Below are 15,404 nucleotides of genomic sequence, written 5' to 3' on the forward strand. Positions count from 1 at the left end.
GGTAACTTGCCGCAACAATTGAATCGGCGCAGATTGATTGGGAAGTAGAAGAAGGGAGTCGCGACATGGGAGACGATCGTACGCAAGCGGGCGACATCGACAACGATGAGAATGACGATCTCTGCGACGAGAAAACGACTTTAGGAGACGACGAGATCACCAGCGACGAAGAACTGCCGGCCGCGACCGGCGGCGTCGCGGAATAATCCGCGGCTCCACGGGGCGTGGTGACGGCACAAAAGCATAGGGGAAGAAAATGGTCTTTTCGCTGACATGGCTGGCCCAGGTTCTGAAGGACGCGGGCCTCAAGGTGGCCGAGCAGCCCGGCTGGCAGGATCGCGGGCGCGGGCCGATGGGCACGGTCCGCGGCGTGATCTGCCATCATACGGCCGGACCGAAGGCGGGGAACATGCCCAGCCTTTCGGTCATCACCAACGGCCGACCGGGTCTTCCCGGACCCCTCTCGCAACTCGGCCTGGGCCGCGACGGCACCTGGTTCGTGGTCGCCGCGGGACGCGCCAATCATGCCGGCGCCGGAAGCTGGAAGGGCATCACGTCCGGCAATTCCAGCTTCATCGGGGTCGAGGCCGAAAACACGGGCAAGTCCGACGATCCCTGGCCGCCCGTGCAGATGGACGCCTATCGGCGCGGAGTCGCCGCGATCCTCAAGAAGCTCGGTGCCGACTCATCGATGTGTTGCGGGCATAAGGAATACGCCCTGCCCCAGGGCCGCAAACCCGATCCGAGCTTCGACATGAACGCGTTCCGCGCCGACGTCGACGCGATCATGAAGGGCGCCGGGGTCGTGCGGCCGCCGATCCCGGCCGTCGACGACAAGGCGCGGCCGACGCTGCGGCGGGGCGCGAGCGGCGATCTGGTCAAGATCGTCCAGCGCGCGATCGGCGTCAGCGCCGACGGCGATTTCGGCCCGAGGACGGAGGCGGCCGTGCGTGCCTTCCAGCGGCAGCGTGGCCTCGTTCCGGACGGCATCGTCGGCCCCGCCAGTTGGAAGGCGATCGACGGCGTCTGAGCGTTCGCTCAGCGCCCCGATTCGCCGCCCAGCCGCGCCAGGATCCAGGGCAGAGCCGCGTCCCAATCGTCGATCCGCGCATCGGCGTGTGGCGCGGGCGGGGTCAGCGCGGCGAGGCTCGGATCGGCGATCATGTGCAGCCGGCTCACCTCCGGCGCGTGCTTGGCGACCGATTCGTGGTGGACGGCAAGATCGTCGACGAAAACGGCTGGGCCGGGCCGCATCGTCTCGACCAGCTCCCTCACCGGCCGCCCCTTGCCGCCCTGGTTGCAGAGCACGCGGTGGCGGATCTCGAACGCCTCGAGCTGGGCGACCCGGTTGGCCTGATAATCGTCGCCGATATTGGTGAGGATGACGATGTCGGCCGCCTCGCCGATCGCCTTCAGCGCCGCGACCGCGCCCGGGACCACGTTCTGGCGGTGCATCTCGCGTTCGAAGAACAGATCGAGCAGCGACCAGGCCCGCTCCTGCGGCACGATCCGCCCGTCGCGGCTCTTGAGCGCCCCGGCGAAGCCTGCGGTCAGATCGAAGCTCAGCTCCGCCGCCTCCTCCACCCATTCGGCGAAATGGGGAATGAAATGGAGGATCACCTCGTCGCAATCGCTGATCAGCAACGGACGGCTCATTTCTCCAGCCTCCGCCGAGCGGCCGCGATTTCGGCGGGGTCGATGCTAAGGTCGGCCGCGCAGGCGATCAGGTCCGGCTCGTGCGCCTCGAGGAAACGCAATACCGCGGCAAGCGTCGAGCGCTCGGAAAGCGCTGTACGCAACCCCTCGGGCGTCAGCCCGGTCAGCGCCAGGAAGCGGCTCGCGCGGGCGTCGTCGCCGAGCGCCCAGCCCAGCGCGGAAAGACCCAGCGCCTCGTCATTTGTTTCGCCTGCCATCATCGCCTACATGCCGCGAAGTGGGACAAAAAATCCTGGTTGTCGAGGACAACGAGCTCAATCTGAAGCTGTTCTGCGACCTGCTGCGCGCGCACGGCTATGAGGCCGAGCCGGTGCGCGACGGGCGCGAGGCGGTCGAGCGTGCCCGCGCCTTCGCGCCCGAGCTCGTCGTCATGGACATCCAGATGCCGCACGTCTCCGGGCTCGAGCTGATCGAGCAGATGAAAAGCGACGAGGCGCTGAAGCGCATCCCGATCATGGCGGTGACCGCTTATGCCGCGAAAGGCGACGAGGAGCGCATCCGCGACGCCGGCGCGGAAGGCTATGTTGCCAAGCCGATCTCGGTGATGCGCTTTGTCGAGGCGGTCCGCGCGTTGCTCGAGGCGGCCGCGGCGCGCGAGGAGGACGACGAGGCGGTCGCCGATTCGTCCCCTGAGACGGCGGGAGCGGCCGCGCCCGAAGGCGAGGCCGCTCCCGAAAAGCCCGATGAGGAGGAAACGGACGAGGCGTCCGCCCCCGATCCTACTTGATCTTGGCTTCCTTGAACTCGACGTGCTTGCGCGCGACGGGGTCATATTTGCGGAAAGACATCTTCTCGGTGATGTTCCGCGGATTCTTCTTGGTCACGTAGAAGAAGCCGGTGTCGGCGGTGCTGACGAGCTTGATCTTGACCGTGGTCGGCTTGGCCATGACGGGCCTCTCTCGAATGGGTGCGTGAAAAAATAAAGCGGCGAAACCGCCGCCCTTCTCCGCGCCGCCTCTGCCTCGGCGAGGCGATTCTGTCAAGAGAGGCGGCCGCACGCTCAACCCGCCATTGCGAGGAGCCGAAGGCGACGCGGCAATCCAATATCCCACTGGATTGCTTCGCTCCGCTCGCAATGACGAGGAAGCCGCATGGTTAACGCTCCGGTAACCATAAGCGCGCATGGTCGGCCGCGAACCGACATTCGGGGGTGGGACCGATGCGCAGCGAACAGGATGGCATGCTCGTGGTCAGGGCCGAGCTTTGCGACCGGCTGGAGGCGCTGCAGCGCGCCGCGGCCAGGATGCAGGTCCGCGATTTCCTGAAAGGGATCGAGGCGATCCGGACGATGGCGGGCGCCTATGGCATGATCCCGGTGGTCTGCCTCGCCGACGCCTTCGAGCGGGCGATCCGCGCCCAGCCCCGCGGCTGCCCCGCCGGACTCTATTTCGATCGGCTGAAGGACGCGATCGGCTGCGCGCGCACCGACGATGCCGCGAGCGAGGCGATGCTCGCCTCGATCTCGATCCGCTACGGGACCTAATTTGGACGTCCTGCTCCTCGCCGCCGTCGCCGCCTTCCTCGCGGAATGGGGCGACAAGACCCAGCTCGCCGTTGCCATGCTCGCCGCCGGCACGCGCAAGCCGGGCCAGGTGCTGATCGGCCTGTTCCTCGCCGCGCTGGCGAGCAGCGTCGTCGCCGCGCTCGCCGGCGACTGGATCGCCGATACAGTCACGATCCGGGCGATGACCCTGCTCACCGCGCTGGCCCTGCTCTTCGCCGCCGCCTCGGGGGTGCTGCGCAAGACCGAGAAGGTACCGCTTCAGGCGCGCATTCCCTTGCTTTCGGCGTTCATCCTCTGCCTCGCCGCCGAGATGGGCGATCGCACCCAGTTACTCACCTTCGCACTCGCCGGCCGCTTCGATGGCGCCGCTTTCGCCGCGGCGGGCGCCACGCTCGGCATCGCCGCCGCCTGCGCGCCCGCGGCGGCGCTCGGCGCGCGACTGACCACCGACGTACCCGTCCGCCCGATCCGCTGGGCGGTCGCCGGCCTGTTTCTTGTGGCCGGCTTCGCCGTCGCGGTGAATGCTCTCCAGCTTGCCTAGAAGATCGCGTCCAGGAGGCCGAACACGACGAGCAGGCCGAGGCCGATGAGTAGCAGGGCAATGATGCCGATGACGCGAAACATGTGAGGCTCCTTGCAGGTTGCCGCTTCAACGGCGCCGGCCCCGGGGCGTTCCGCTTGACTTAGAACCGCGCCGCCCCTCCTTCGTTGCGCCGCCATGCGCGATTTCTCCCAGCTCCTTGACGCCCTGGTCTACACTCGCTCGCGCACGGCGAAGCTCAAGCTGATCGGCGATTATCTCAGGCGCACGCCCGATCCCGACCGGGGCTATGCGCTAGCCGCCTTGACAGGGGAGCTCGATCTGCCGGCGGTGAAGCCGGCGGCGATCCGGGCGATCGCCGAGGAGCGGGTCGATCCGGTGCTGCTCTACATGAGCCGCGACTATGTCGGCGACATGGCCGAGACGGTGTCTTTGCTCTGGCCGAAGCCCGACGGCGCGGCCGCCGACCTGGACGACGGCACGCTCCGCCTCGCCAGAGTCGTCGAGCGGCTCGCCTCCTTGGGCCGCGCCGAGGCCCCCGGCGCGCTCGCCGCCATGCTCGACCATCTCGACGCGAGCGGCCGCTTCGCCCTGCTCAAGCTCGCCACCGGCGCGCTCCGCATCGGCATTTCCGCGCGCCTCGCCAAGGTCGGGCTCGCGCAGGCCTTCGATCTCGACGTCGATGCGGTCGAGGAGGTCTGGCACGGCATCGGCCCGCCTTACCTTCCGATCTTCGCCTGGGCGGAAGGACGCGGCGCGCAGCCGACGACGGAGGACGTCCCCGTCTTCCGCCCCTTCATGCTCGCCCATCCGCTCGAGGAGACGCGCGTCTCGATGGCGGACTATGCGGCCGAATGGAAATGGGACGGAATCCGCGTCCAACTCGTCCGCGCCGGCGGCGAGACCAGACTCTACAGCCGCGCCGGCGACGACATCACGAAGAGCTTCCCAGACGTCGCCGAAGCGTTCGACGCCGAAGCCGTCCTCGACGGCGAATTGCTGGTGAAGGGCGAGGCGCAGGGCGGGGAGGCGGCGAGCTTCAACGCGCTCCAGCAGAGGCTCGGCCGCAAGACCGTCTCGGCGCGGATGCTCGGCGACTATCCCGCCTTCGTCCGGCTCTACGACATCCTGTTCGAGGGGCCTGAGGATCTCCGTCCACTCCCCTGGAGCGAGCGGCGCGAGCGGCTGACCGCCTTCATGCCGTGCCTCGATCCCGACCGCTTCGATCTGTCCGCGCTGATCGAGGCGGAGAGCTTCGAGGCGCTGGAGGAGATTCGCGGCGGCAGCCGCGACGCCGCGATCGAAGGCGTGATGCTGAAGCGCCGCGACAGCCCTTACGTCGCCGGCCGCCGCGCCGGCCTCTGGTACAAATGGAAACGCGATCCGCTCGTCTCCGACTGCGTGCTGATGTACGCGCAGCGCGGCAGCGGCAAGCGCTCGTCCTATTATTCGGACTACACCTTCGGTTGCTGGACCGAGGAAGGCGGCGGCGAGCTGCTCCCGGTGGGCAAGGCCTATTTCGGCTTCACCGACGAGGAGCTGAAATGGCTCGACCGCTTCGTCCGCAACCACACGGTCAACCGCTTCGGCCCGGTGCGCGAGGTCGAGCGGAAGCTGGTGCTCGAAATCGCCTTCGATTCGATCCACGCTTCGAAGCGCCACAAATCCGGCCTCGCCATGCGCTTCCCGCGCATCTCGCGAATCCGCAACGACAAGCCGGCCCATGAGGCCGACACCATCGCAGGATTGATGAAGCTGGTAACCTAGACGGTCGGGCGGCGGCGCGGGGCGAGCGACTGGCCGATGGCGCGGAAATCGTGCCCGCCGGCCTGCATCGCGTCGGCGCACTGGCCGAGCAGGCTTGCCCGCTCGGTCTCACTCGGCGCCTCGTCCTCGAGCGCGTTCGCCGGGTCGAAGCCCGGCGCGGTCGCGTCGATCCGGCCGAGGAAATATTGCGCCGCGACACGGCCGAGCGCGCTCAGCCGCGGGTCGTCATCCTCCGCCAGCTCCGCCATCAGGCGAAAGCAACGTTGGTCCAGCGCGGCGCCGGCGTCTTCGCTCGGCGCGGCAAGGGGCGAGGCCGCGAGCATCGCGGCGATCAGCACGCTTTCCATGTGTGCCGTGGTAAACGGCAAAGGTGGACGCGGGCTCAGCGGAAATGGTTTACGCGGCCTTAGCCACGAAAAAGGGCCGGCGTCGCCGCCGGCCCCTTCGCTATCCGATCCTGGTTACGGTTACTGAACCGGCGTCAGGTTCACCGCCGCGGTCTTGCCGCGCCGATCGACCTCCAGCTCGAATTCGAGCCGGTCGCCTTCGTTCAGGGAGATCATTCCCGCCCGCTCGACCGCCGAGATATGGACGAACGCGTCCGGCTGGCCGTCGTCGCGGGTGATGAAGCCGAAGCCCTTGGTCGCGTTGAAGAACTTGACCGTGCCGGTCGCCTTCTCGCCGGTCAGCTGGCGCTGCGGGCCGCGGTCGCGCGGCGCGCTGTCCTCGACCGGAAGCGGATCGCCCTCGATCTTGAGGTCGGTCGCCGACACCCGCCCGCCGCGATCGACGAGGGTGAACTCGAGCGGCTGGCCCTCGGCCAGGCCGGTGAGGCCCGCCTGCTCGACCGCCGAGATATGGACGAACACGTCCTCGCCGCCATCGTCGCGGACGATGAAGCCGAAGCCTTTGTGCGCGTTGAAGAATTTGACGACGCCCTTGGCCTCGCCGACGACCTGGGGAGGCATGCCGCCGCCGCGCGGGCCGCCGAAGCCGCCCCCACCGCCGCCGCCGCGATAGCCACCACCGCCGCCGCCGCCGCCGCCGCCATAACCGCCGCCGCCACCGCCGCCGAAGCGATCGCCGCCGCCGCCATAGCCGCCGCCACCGCCGAAGCGGTCACCGCCGCCGCCACCGTAGCCGCTGCGCTCCTGACCGCCTGGACTCTCTTCGCCGATAAAATCGCGCTTGTCTCTGCCGCGCCCACCGCGCTCCCCGCGGCGCCCTCTGTCGAAACCCATTGGATTCAGTTACTTTCCCGCGCCCATTCCCCTGTCAGAACCACCGCGCCGGGCATAGCGCGCAAAGGTCTCGGCGCCGGAAACTCGGCACACCGGCGAATCCCATAGCGGAAAAAGGACTTGGGAGCGAGGCACTTTCGACTCGATCCTCTCACGCGCTTCCCTCGGGCGGAGCGTCCGGCTCCCGGCGGCGCGGAAAGAGGTGCATGGCAAGCACGATCAGCGCGCCGACCGCGAGGCCGAACAGGCCCGATCCGGCGGCGCCGACCGTCCATTCTACGACGCCGTGGATGGCTGGGACGGCATGGGCCGCGGCGGCCGCCAAGTCGTGGATGACGTGCGCCGATCCGACGAGGCCGAAGACTTCGAGGCCGTGGACGATGATGCCGCCGCCGACCCAGATCATCGCCGCGATGCCGATCACCGAAAGTGCCGCCATCACCTTGGGCATGGCGTGGACCAGCCCCCGGCCGAGCGCGCGCGAGCCCGGATCGCGGCGCCCGGCGAGGTGGAGGCCGACATCGTCCATCTTCACGATCAGCCCGACCGCGCCGTAGACGCCGATCGTGATCGCCACGGCCACGAGGGCGAGGATCGCCGTGCGCATCGCGAAAGGCTCGGTCGCGACCTCGGCGAGCGCGATCGCCATGATCTCGGCGGAAAGGATGAAGTCGGTGCGGATCGCGCCCGAGACCATCTCGCGCTCGTGGCTCGGGCTGTTCAGCTCGATCGCCTTCTCGGCGAGGCTCGGCTCGGCATGGGCGAGCGCGTGCCAGACCTTTTCGGCGCCTTCGTAGCAGAGATAGGCGCCGCCCAGCATCAGGATCGGATTGATCGCCCAAGGCAATAGCGCGCTCAGCGCCAGCGCCACCGGCGTGATGATCACGATCTTGTTGAACAGCGAGCCTTTGGCGATCCGCCAGATGATCGGCAGCTCGCGGTCCGGGGTGAAGCCGGTCACGTAGCGCGGCGTCACCGCCGTGTCGTCCACCACCACGCCGGCCGCCTTGAACCCGGCGCGGCCGGCGGCGGCGCCGACGTCGTCGACCGAGGCCGCCGCGAGCTTGGCGATCGCCGCCACGTCGTCGAGCAGGGCGGCGAGACCACCGGGCATAAGAGAGGTGCGTTCGCAATTGGCGTTCGCGCCCTGTTACGGCCTCGCCCGCGCCGATCAAGCCCGCGCGGCATTGTGGCGCGGTCCATTGAGCCGGCCCCGCCTTTCGCCTATCTCGGCAAGAATGAGCGTTCATTTTCATGAGGAAGACCTGCCGGAAGGCGTGATCCGTCCGGGACCGATCGCCGTCGACACCGAGACGATGGGCCTTCAGCTCGGCCGCGACCGGCTCTGCCTCGTCCAGCTTTCCGACGGCGGCGGCGACGAGCATCTCGTCCGCTTCGGCGCGTCCAGCGACTATGCCGCGCCGAACCTGAAGGCGGTGCTGGCCGATCCTGAACGGCTCAAGCTCTACCATTTCGCCCGCTTCGATCTCGCCTCGATCCGCGCCTATCTCGGCGTGATGGCGGCGCCGGTCTATTGCACCAAGACCGCCTCGCGGCTGATCCGCACCTATACCGACCGGCACGGCCTCAAGGACATCGTCCGCGAATTGCTCGGCCAGGAAATCTCCAAGCAGCAGCAGCAGACCGACTGGGGCGCGCCCGAGCTCAGCGACGCGCAGAAGGATTATGCCGCCTCGGACGTGCGCTATCTCCATGCGCTGAAGGAAAAGCTCGACGCCCGGCTGGCGCGCGAGGGGCGGACCGCTCTCGCCCAGGCCTGCTTCGATTTCCTGCCCCACCGCGCCGTCCTCGATCTCGCCGGCTGGGCCGAGCAGGACATTTTCGCGCATGTCTGAGCTTGCCGAACGCGAACGGCTGGTGAAGCGCGGCTGGGCGGCGCCCGGCGGCGCGCACGATCGCGTCATCGCGATACTCAAGCTGGCGCTCCCGGCCTTGATCGGCGTCGTCCTGGCCTTTCTCGCTTTCTCGCCGCTCGAGGAGAAGCAAGAGGTCAGCTTCACCCTCGACAAGGACAAGGCCGAGCGCGCGGAGGAACGGATGCGGGTCCAGTCCGCGCAATATCGCGGCGTCGACAATCGCGGCCGTCCATTCGTGCTCACCGCCCGGGCGGCGCTGCAGCAGAGCGCGGCGCTGCAGGTCGTCGACATCGCCGGGATGAGCGCGCGGATGGACCTGGAAAGCGGCCCGGCGCTGCTGCGCGCGAACCGCGCCCGCTACGACATGGCGCGCGAGCAGGTCGACGTCATGGGCCCGGTCCTGCTCACCGCCGCCGACGGCTACCGGATGCAGACGCGCGACGTCACGGTCGACCTCAAGCAGCGCCGCCTCGCCAGCCGGGGCAGCGTCGAGGGGCGGATGCCGCTGGGCAGCTTCACCGGCGGCCGAATCGAGGTCGACATTCCCGAGCGGCGCGTCGTCCTCACCGGCCGGCCGCGATTGCATATCGTCCAGGGAGGCGTGCGATGAACGCGCTGCGCTGGCTCGGTCTCGCCGCCGCGGGCGCGGCGGCGCTGGCCCTCGCTGCCGCGCAGCCCGCGCTCGGCCAGGGTGGCGGCACCGCGCTCAAGGGCCACGACACCGACGCCCCGGTCGACGTCGCCGCCGACCGGATCGAGGTCCAGGACCGCGCCGACCGCGCCATCTTCTCCGGGCGCGTCGAGGTGCGGCAGGGCAATCTCCAGCTCAGCACCGCGCGCCTTACCGTCGCCTATGCCAGCGCCGGCGGGATCGAGATCAACCGGCTCGAAGCCTCGGGCGGAGTCACCCTGCGCAGCCCGTCCGAACCGGCGCGCAGCCAGTTCGCGATCTACGATCTCGATCGCCGGCTGGTGACGATGCTCGGCGGCGTCGTTCTCACTCGCGGCGATTCCAGCGTGCGCGGCGGCCGCCTCGTCCTCGATCTCGACAGCGGCCGCGCGGTGATGGACGGCGGCGGCCCCGGCACGCCGGGCGCGAGTGGCACCGGCGGCCGAGTCACCGGCCGTTTCACCGTGCCCCGCCGCGGCAACTGATCAGCGCCATTTCGTTGCATGCATAAAGCTTGCCAGTTGTGACGGCGCGCCCCATCGCCTAACTAGGCCAAGGGGATAGCGAAGCGATATGAACGAAGCCGTCGCGATAGACCGCACCGAGGCCGCCGCGATCGGCGAGATCGATCATGGCCTCTCGGTCGTCTCGATCGCCAAGACCTACGACAAGAAGGCGGTGCTGATCGACGTCAGCCTCGGCGTCGACCGCGGCGAGGTGATGGGCCTGCTCGGCCCCAACGGCGCCGGCAAGACGACCTGCTTCTATTCGATCATGGGCTTGGTGAAGCCCGATTCCGGGCGCATCCTGCTCGACGGGGCCGACATCACCGGCCTGCCCATGTACCGCCGCGCGATTCTCGGGCTCGGCTATCTGCCGCAGGAAACCTCGATCTTTCGCGGCCTCACCGTCAGCCAGAACATCATGGCGGTGCTCGAAGTGGCCGAGCCCGACAAGGCGGCTCGGGCCGAGCGGCTCGAGCAGCTTCTCGCCGAATTCCACATCGAGCGGCTCCGCGACGCGCCAGCCATGGCCCTGTCCGGCGGCGAGCGCCGCCGCTGCGAGATCGCCCGTGCGCTGGCCGCCAATCCCTCGATCATGCTGCTCGACGAGCCCTTCGCCGGCATCGACCCGATCTCGATCCAGGACATTCGCGATCTCATCGTCGAATTGAAGAAGCGCAATATCGGCGTCCTCATCACCGATCATAATGTCCGCGAGACGCTCGAGATCGTCGACCGCGCCTGCATCATCTACGGCGGCCAGGTGCTGTTCGCGGGCAGCCCGGAGGATCTCGTCGCCGACGAGAACGTCCGGCGCCTCTATCTGGGCGAGAGCTTCGAGCTGTAGCGCGATGATCCCTCTCATTCGTCATTGCGAGGAGCGTAGCGACGAAGCAATCCAGACTGCGGCGCCGGAAGCTGGATTGCTTCGCTGCGCTCGCAATGACGGGGCTGGTTCCTGATGTCTCTCGGCCCCCGCCTCGACCTCAGGCAATCCCAATCGCTGGTGATGACGCCGCAGCTCCAGCAGGCGATCCGGCTGCTCGCGCTCAGCAATCTCGAGGTCGAGAGCTTCATCGCCGAGGAGATCGAGAAGAACCCGCTGCTCGAAGCCGGCGAGCGCGCCGCGGGCGAGGAGGAGCGCGCGGCCGAGCCCGAAGCCGAGTTCGAGCCCGACGAGTTCGAGCCGGCGCCGCTGCCCGAGGCCGACGCGGCGGGCGGCGAGGGCGCGCTCGACGTCGACCAGGACAGCGAGGATTTCCACCAGGACAGCGCCGCCGACGCGATGCGCGGCCTCGACGCCAAGGGTCTGGATGGGGGCCTCGGATTGGAAGGCGTAAGCTCCGGCGGGAGCGAGGACGGCCCGGATTTCGACAGCTTCGCCGGCGAGGGCCTGTCGCTTCACGAGTATCTCCTCGCCCAGGCCGGCGAGGCGCTCTCGGGCACCGACTACCTCGTCGCCGAGCAGATCATCGCACAGATCGAGGAGACCGGCTATTTCCAGGCCTCCCTGCTCGACATCGCCCAGCGCCTCGGCGTGCCATTGAAGGAGGTCGAGCGCGTGCTCGGCGTGGTCCAGAGCTTCGATCCCGCCGGCATTGCCGCGCGCAACCTTGCCGAATGCCTCGCGCTCCAGGCGAAGGAGGCGGACCGCTACGATCCCGCGATGGCCCGGCTGATCGCCAATCTCGATTATCTCGCCAAGGGCAATCTCGCCGCCTTGAAGCGGATCTGCGGCGTCGACGACGAGGACATGGCCGACATGATCCGCGAGCTGCGAGCCTACGATCCCAAGCCCGGCTGCCGCTTCGCCGCCGCGTCGGAGCGGGTCGAAGCGGTGGTTCCCGACATCTTCGTCGCCCGCCGCCGCGGCGGCTGGGCGGTCGAGCTGAACAGCGCCACCCTGCCCCGCCTGCTCGTCAACCGCAGCTATTATCAGGAGCTGTCGAGCGGCCCGCAGGACAAGCAGTCCAAGGCCTGGCTCAACGAATGTTTGCAGAGCGCCAACTGGCTGATGAAGGCGCTCGATCAGCGCGCCCGCACCATCGTCAAGGTCGCCTCGGAGATCGTCACCCAGCAGGAAGGCTTCTTCCGCCACGGCGTCGCCCAGCTCCGGCCGCTGACGCTACGCGCCGTCGCCGACGCGATCGGCATGCACGAATCGACCGTGAGCCGGGTCACCTCGAACAAATATCTCTCCTGCGAGCGCGGCCTCTACGAGCTCAAATACTTCTTCACGAGCGGCATCCAGTCCAGTGACGGCGGCGACGCCGCCTCGTCCGAAGCGGTGAAGAGCCGGATCAAGGCCCTGATTGCCGCCGAGGCGCCCGACCACATTCTCTCCGACGACCAGCTCGTCGAGATGCTCAAAGCCGAAGGCTTCGACATCGCCCGCCGCACGGTCGCCAAATATCGCGAGGCGATCGGGCTGGGCAGCTCGGTCCAGCGGCGAAGGCAGAAGGCGATCGGACGGGCGGCATGAGGGCCGTCGCGCTGTTCGTCGCCACGCTCGCGCTCATCTCCTGCGCCACGCCCGAAGCGCGCTTGCGCAGCGGCCTCGCCAATGCCGGCCTCTCGGAGCCGATGGCGGCGTGTATGGCGGAGCGGATGGTCGACCGGCTGTCGCTGATCCAGCTGCGGCGGCTCGGGGACATGCCTTATGCGCGGGAGGAGCGAAGCATGGCCGGCTTCCTCCACCGCATTCGCGCGCTGCGCGATGCCGAAATCTGGGGCGTGACTTCGTCGGCTGCCGCGGTTTGCGGCGTACGCCGGCTGACGGGCTAAGTGGGGTGGATTCGCCCCTGCGGCTGTGCTTTAGGCGCGGCCCATGAACATTCACGAATATCAGGCCAAGGAGCTGCTCGCGAAGTTCGGCGTGCCGGTCCCCGAAGGTCATGCCGCGATGAGCGTCGACGAGGCGGTCGGGGCGGCGGGCAAGCTCCCCGGGCCGCTCTACGTCGTCAAGGCGCAGATCCACGCCGGCGGGCGCGGCAAGGGCAAGTTCAAGGAATTGGGCGAGGGCGCCAAGGGCGGCGTCCGCCTCGCCCGCACGGTCGACGAGGTCCGCGACGCCGCCACCGAGATGCTCGGCAACACCCTGGTGACGGTGCAGACCGGTCCCGCCGGCAGGCAGGTCAACCGCCTCTACGTCACCGACGGCGTCGACATCGCGAAGGAATTCTATCTCGCCTTGCTGGTCGAGCGGAAGACCGGCCGCATCGCCTTCGTCGTCTCGACCGAGGGCGGCATGGACATCGAGGCGGTCGCCCACGACACGCCGGAGAAGATCAGGACCTTCACGATCGACCCGGCGACCGGTTTCATGCCGCATCACGGCCGCGCGGTCGCCTATGCGCTCGGCCTCGACGGCGACCTCGCCAGGCAGGCCCAGAAGGTCGCGAAGCTGCTCTACGAGGCCTTTCTCGGCACCGACGCCAGCCAGATCGAGATCAATCCGCTCGCCGTCACCGACAAGGGCGAGCTGCTCGTCCTCGACGCCAAGGTCGGCTTCGATTCCAACGCCGAGTTCCGCCATCCCGATCTCGAAACCCTGCGCGACGAGAGCGAGGAGGACCCGATGGAGTTCGAGGCCTCGCGCCACGACCTCGCCTACATCAAGCTCGACGGCAATATCGGCTGCATGGTCAACGGCGCCGGCCTCGCCATGGCGACGATGGACATCATCAAGCTGAACGGCGCCTTCCCGGCCAATTTCTGCGACGTCGGCGGCGGCGCCTCGAAGGAGAAGGTGACCTCGGCGTTCAAGATCATCCTCAGCGATCCCGCGGTCGAGGGCATCCTCGTCAACATTTTCGGCGGGATCATGCGCTGCGACATCATCGCCGAAGGCATCGTCGCGGCGGCGCGCGAGATGGACATCAAGGTGCCGCTCGTGGTCCGGCTCGAGGGCACGAACGTCGAGGAGGGCAAAAACATCCTCGCCGACAGCGGCCTCGCCATCGTGCCGGCCGACGATCTGGGGGACGCGGCGCGCAAGATCGTCGCGGAGGTGAAGGGTAGGGTAGAGGCGTAGGATTGTATGCGTCATCCCAGCGGAAGCTGGGATCTCACTTCTTAAGGCAGGGAGATTCCAGCTTTCGCTGGAATGACGAGCTAGGAAGGATGGACGAATGAAGCTGCTGGTCGCCGTCAAGCGGGTGATCGATTTCAACGTCAAGCCGCGGGTCAAGGCCGACGGCTCGGGCGTCGATCTCGCCAACGTCAAGATGAGCATGAACCCGTTCGACGAGATCGCGGTCGAGGAGGCGATCCGGCTCAAGGAGAAGGGCGCCGCGACCGAGATCGTCGCGGTCTCGATCGGCCCGGCCAAGGCACAGGAGACGCTGCGGACCGCGCTCGCCATGGGCGCCGACCGCGCGATCCTGATCCAGACCGACGACGATCTCGAGCCGCTCGCCGTCGCCAAGCTGCTCGCCAAGGTCGCGGAGGAGGAGCAGCCGGGCCTCGTCATCCTCGGCAAGCAGGCGATCGACGACGATTCGAACCAGACCGGCCAGATGCTCGCAGCCTTGCTCGGCTGGCCGCAGGGCACCTTCGCCTCCAAGGTCGAGGTCGCCGGTGACAAGGTCGACGTCACCCGCGAGGTCGACGGCGGCCTCGAGACGGTGAAGCTGAACGTCCCCGCGGTCGTCACCACCGACCTTCGCCTCAACGAGCCGCGCTACGCCTCGCTGCCCAACATCATGAAGGCCAAATCCAAGCCGCTCGTCCAGAAGACCCCCGCCGATTACGGCGTCGACACGGCGCCGCGGCTCACCGTTCTCAAGGTCGAGGAGCCTTCGAAGCGTCAGGCCGGCGTGAAAGTGGCGAGCGTCGACGAGCTGATCGGCAAGCTGAAAACCCTGGGAGTGGTGGCATGAAGACGCTGGTTCTCGTCGAGCATGACGGCGCGCATGTGAAGGACGCCACCTTGGCCGCGGTCACCGCCGCATCGAAGCTGGGCGAGGTCCATCTCCTCGTCGTCGGCAAAGGCGTCGGCGGGGTCGCCGCGGAGGCGGCGAAGATCGCCGGGGTCGGCAAGGTCCATGTGGCGGACGACGCGGCTTACGATCACGAGCTGGCCGAGAATGTCGCGCCGCTGGCCGCCCAGCTGATGGCGAGCCACGACGCCTTCCTCGCCCCCGCCACCACCACCGGCAAGAATATCGCCCCCCGGGTCGCCGCCCTGCTCGACGTCATGCAGATCAGCGAGATCCTGTCGGTCGAGAGCGACGACACCTTCACCCGGCCGATCTACGCCGGCAACGCGATCGCGACTGTGAAGTCGTCGGACGCCAAGAAGGTAATCACGGTGCGCGGCACCGCGTTCGAAAAGGCGGCCGTCGAGGGCGGCTCGGGCACCGTCGAGGCGGTCTCCGCGACCGGCGACAAGGGGCTTTCGTCCTTCGTCGGCGCCGAGCTCAGCAAGTCCGAGCGGCCGGAGCTGACCAGTGCGAAGATCATCGTCTCGGGCGGCCGCGCCTTCGGCTCGTCGGAGCAGTTCCACAGCCTGCTCGATCCGCTCGCCGACAAGCTCAAGGCGGGCGTCGGCGCCAGCCGCGCCGCGGTCGACGCGGGCTACGCCC

At 68.2% G+C, this 15,404-nt stretch carries 21 protein-coding genes and 1 pseudogene; 15 read left to right on the forward strand and 7 right to left on the reverse strand.

Annotated features, from left to right (window positions below):
• Positions 1-65: 65 nt before the first annotated feature.
• Together ACT4N8_RS14030 and ACT4N8_RS14035 are read left to right on the forward strand one after the other, a co-directional pair.
• Positions 66-206: a hypothetical protein gene (locus tag ACT4N8_RS14030; RefSeq protein ID WP_444858735.1), complete on the forward strand. Its 141-nt coding sequence runs from the start codon at positions 66-68 to the stop codon at positions 204-206.
• Positions 207-256: 50 nt separating this feature from the next.
• Positions 257-1,030, forward strand: coding sequence for a peptidoglycan recognition protein family protein (locus ACT4N8_RS14035; protein WP_444858736.1), 774 nt, complete (start codon positions 257-259; stop codon positions 1,028-1,030).
• Between the two features lie 8 nt (positions 1,031-1,038).
• On the opposite strand, the gene ACT4N8_RS14040 is transcribed toward ACT4N8_RS14035, so the two are convergent.
• Positions 1,039-1,656, reverse strand: a complete 618-nt coding sequence (locus tag ACT4N8_RS14040) for an HAD family hydrolase (protein ID WP_444858737.1) — start codon at positions 1,654-1,656, stop codon at positions 1,039-1,041.
• Positions 1,653-1,913: a DUF3572 domain-containing protein gene (locus ACT4N8_RS14045; RefSeq protein ID WP_444858738.1), complete on the reverse strand. Its 261-nt coding sequence runs from the start codon at positions 1,911-1,913 to the stop codon at positions 1,653-1,655. Before ACT4N8_RS14045 ends, ACT4N8_RS14040 begins: the two co-directional genes overlap by 4 nt.
• Before the next feature lie 20 nt (positions 1,914-1,933).
• On the opposite strand from ACT4N8_RS14045, the pseudogene ACT4N8_RS14050 reads away from it, so the two are divergent.
• A pseudogene (locus ACT4N8_RS14050) lies at positions 1,934-2,293 on the forward strand (response regulator); the annotation flags it as partial.
• A 142-nt stretch (positions 2,294-2,435) separates the two neighbouring features.
• Here ACT4N8_RS14050 and rpmG read toward each other — a convergent pair.
• Positions 2,436-2,603 carry a 50S ribosomal protein L33 gene (gene rpmG, locus ACT4N8_RS14055; protein WP_147042662.1) on the reverse strand — a complete coding sequence of 56 codons (168 nt, stop codon included), beginning with the start codon at positions 2,601-2,603 and terminating at the stop codon, positions 2,436-2,438.
• Between the two features lie 272 nt (positions 2,604-2,875).
• Between rpmG and ACT4N8_RS14060 the strand changes: the two genes are divergently transcribed.
• Positions 2,876-3,199: a hypothetical protein gene (locus tag ACT4N8_RS14060; protein WP_444858739.1), complete on the forward strand. Its 324-nt coding sequence runs from the start codon at positions 2,876-2,878 to the stop codon at positions 3,197-3,199.
• A gap of 1 nt (position 3,200) precedes the next feature.
• A complete protein-coding gene (locus ACT4N8_RS14065) occupies positions 3,201-3,761 on the forward strand; it encodes a TMEM165/GDT1 family protein (protein ID WP_444858740.1) in 561 nt (186 codons plus the stop codon).
• On the opposite strand, the gene ACT4N8_RS14070 is transcribed toward ACT4N8_RS14065, so the two are convergent.
• Positions 3,758-3,940, reverse strand: a complete 183-nt coding sequence (locus tag ACT4N8_RS14070; RefSeq protein WP_444858741.1) for a hypothetical protein — start codon at positions 3,938-3,940, stop codon at positions 3,758-3,760. The genes ACT4N8_RS14065 and ACT4N8_RS14070 overlap by 4 nt on opposite strands.
• Between ACT4N8_RS14070 and ACT4N8_RS14075 the strand changes: the two genes are divergently transcribed.
• Entirely contained in the window at positions 3,939-5,528 is a 1,590-nt protein-coding gene (locus ACT4N8_RS14075; protein WP_444858742.1) for a cisplatin damage response ATP-dependent DNA ligase, read from the forward strand. The two genes, ACT4N8_RS14070 and ACT4N8_RS14075, sit on opposite strands and share 2 nt — an antisense overlap.
• Here the strand turns inward: ACT4N8_RS14075 and ACT4N8_RS14080 are convergent.
• The 3 genes from ACT4N8_RS14080 to ACT4N8_RS14090 form a co-directional block, all read right to left on the reverse strand.
• Entirely contained in the window at positions 5,525-5,875 is a 351-nt protein-coding gene (locus tag ACT4N8_RS14080) for a hypothetical protein (protein WP_444858743.1), read from the reverse strand. The two genes, ACT4N8_RS14075 and ACT4N8_RS14080, sit on opposite strands and share 4 nt — an antisense overlap.
• 120 nt (positions 5,876-5,995) lie before the next feature.
• Positions 5,996-6,769, reverse strand: coding sequence for a cold-shock protein (locus ACT4N8_RS14085; RefSeq protein ID WP_444858744.1), 774 nt, complete (start codon positions 6,767-6,769; stop codon positions 5,996-5,998).
• A gap of 151 nt (positions 6,770-6,920) precedes the next feature.
• A complete protein-coding gene (locus ACT4N8_RS14090) occupies positions 6,921-7,883 on the reverse strand; it encodes a DUF808 domain-containing protein (RefSeq protein WP_444858745.1) in 963 nt (320 codons plus the stop codon).
• Between the two features lie 124 nt (positions 7,884-8,007).
• On the opposite strand from ACT4N8_RS14090, the gene ACT4N8_RS14095 reads away from it, so the two are divergent.
• From ACT4N8_RS14095 to ACT4N8_RS14135, 9 genes are all read left to right on the forward strand, one after another.
• Complete coding sequence (locus tag ACT4N8_RS14095; protein ID WP_444858746.1) at positions 8,008-8,625, forward strand: ribonuclease D; 618 nt, start codon at positions 8,008-8,010, stop codon at positions 8,623-8,625.
• On the forward strand, positions 8,618-9,256 hold the full coding sequence (lptC, locus tag ACT4N8_RS14100) for an LPS export ABC transporter periplasmic protein LptC (protein ID WP_444858747.1): 639 nt from the start codon (positions 8,618-8,620) through the stop codon (positions 9,254-9,256). The genes ACT4N8_RS14095 and lptC overlap by 8 nt, the downstream gene beginning before the upstream one ends.
• A complete protein-coding gene (locus ACT4N8_RS14105; protein ID WP_444858748.1) occupies positions 9,253-9,801 on the forward strand; it encodes an LptA/OstA family protein in 549 nt (182 codons plus the stop codon). Before lptC ends, ACT4N8_RS14105 begins: the two co-directional genes overlap by 4 nt.
• 88 nt (positions 9,802-9,889) lie before the next feature.
• Complete coding sequence (lptB, locus tag ACT4N8_RS14110; RefSeq protein ID WP_444858749.1) at positions 9,890-10,666, forward strand: LPS export ABC transporter ATP-binding protein; 777 nt, start codon at positions 9,890-9,892, stop codon at positions 10,664-10,666.
• A gap of 114 nt (positions 10,667-10,780) precedes the next feature.
• Complete coding sequence (gene rpoN / locus ACT4N8_RS14115; protein ID WP_444858750.1) at positions 10,781-12,301, forward strand: RNA polymerase factor sigma-54; 1,521 nt, start codon at positions 10,781-10,783, stop codon at positions 12,299-12,301.
• Positions 12,298-12,603: a hypothetical protein gene (locus ACT4N8_RS14120; protein WP_444858751.1), complete on the forward strand. Its 306-nt coding sequence runs from the start codon at positions 12,298-12,300 to the stop codon at positions 12,601-12,603. The genes rpoN and ACT4N8_RS14120 overlap by 4 nt, the downstream gene beginning before the upstream one ends.
• Before the next feature lie 43 nt (positions 12,604-12,646).
• Entirely contained in the window at positions 12,647-13,852 is a 1,206-nt protein-coding gene (gene sucC / locus ACT4N8_RS14125) for an ADP-forming succinate--CoA ligase subunit beta (RefSeq protein ID WP_444858752.1), read from the forward strand.
• A gap of 97 nt (positions 13,853-13,949) precedes the next feature.
• Positions 13,950-14,699, forward strand: coding sequence for an electron transfer flavoprotein subunit beta/FixA family protein (locus ACT4N8_RS14130; protein WP_444858753.1), 750 nt, complete (start codon positions 13,950-13,952; stop codon positions 14,697-14,699).
• Positions 14,696-15,404 (forward strand): electron transfer flavoprotein subunit alpha/FixB family protein (locus ACT4N8_RS14135; RefSeq protein ID WP_444858754.1); only part of this gene is annotated, 709 nt, incomplete at its 3' end. The genes ACT4N8_RS14130 and ACT4N8_RS14135, both read left to right, overlap by 4 nt.

It is taken from the genome of Sphingosinicella sp., from assembly GCF_052387495.1.
GTDB lineage: Bacteria > Pseudomonadota > Alphaproteobacteria > Sphingomonadales > Sphingomonadaceae > Allosphingosinicella.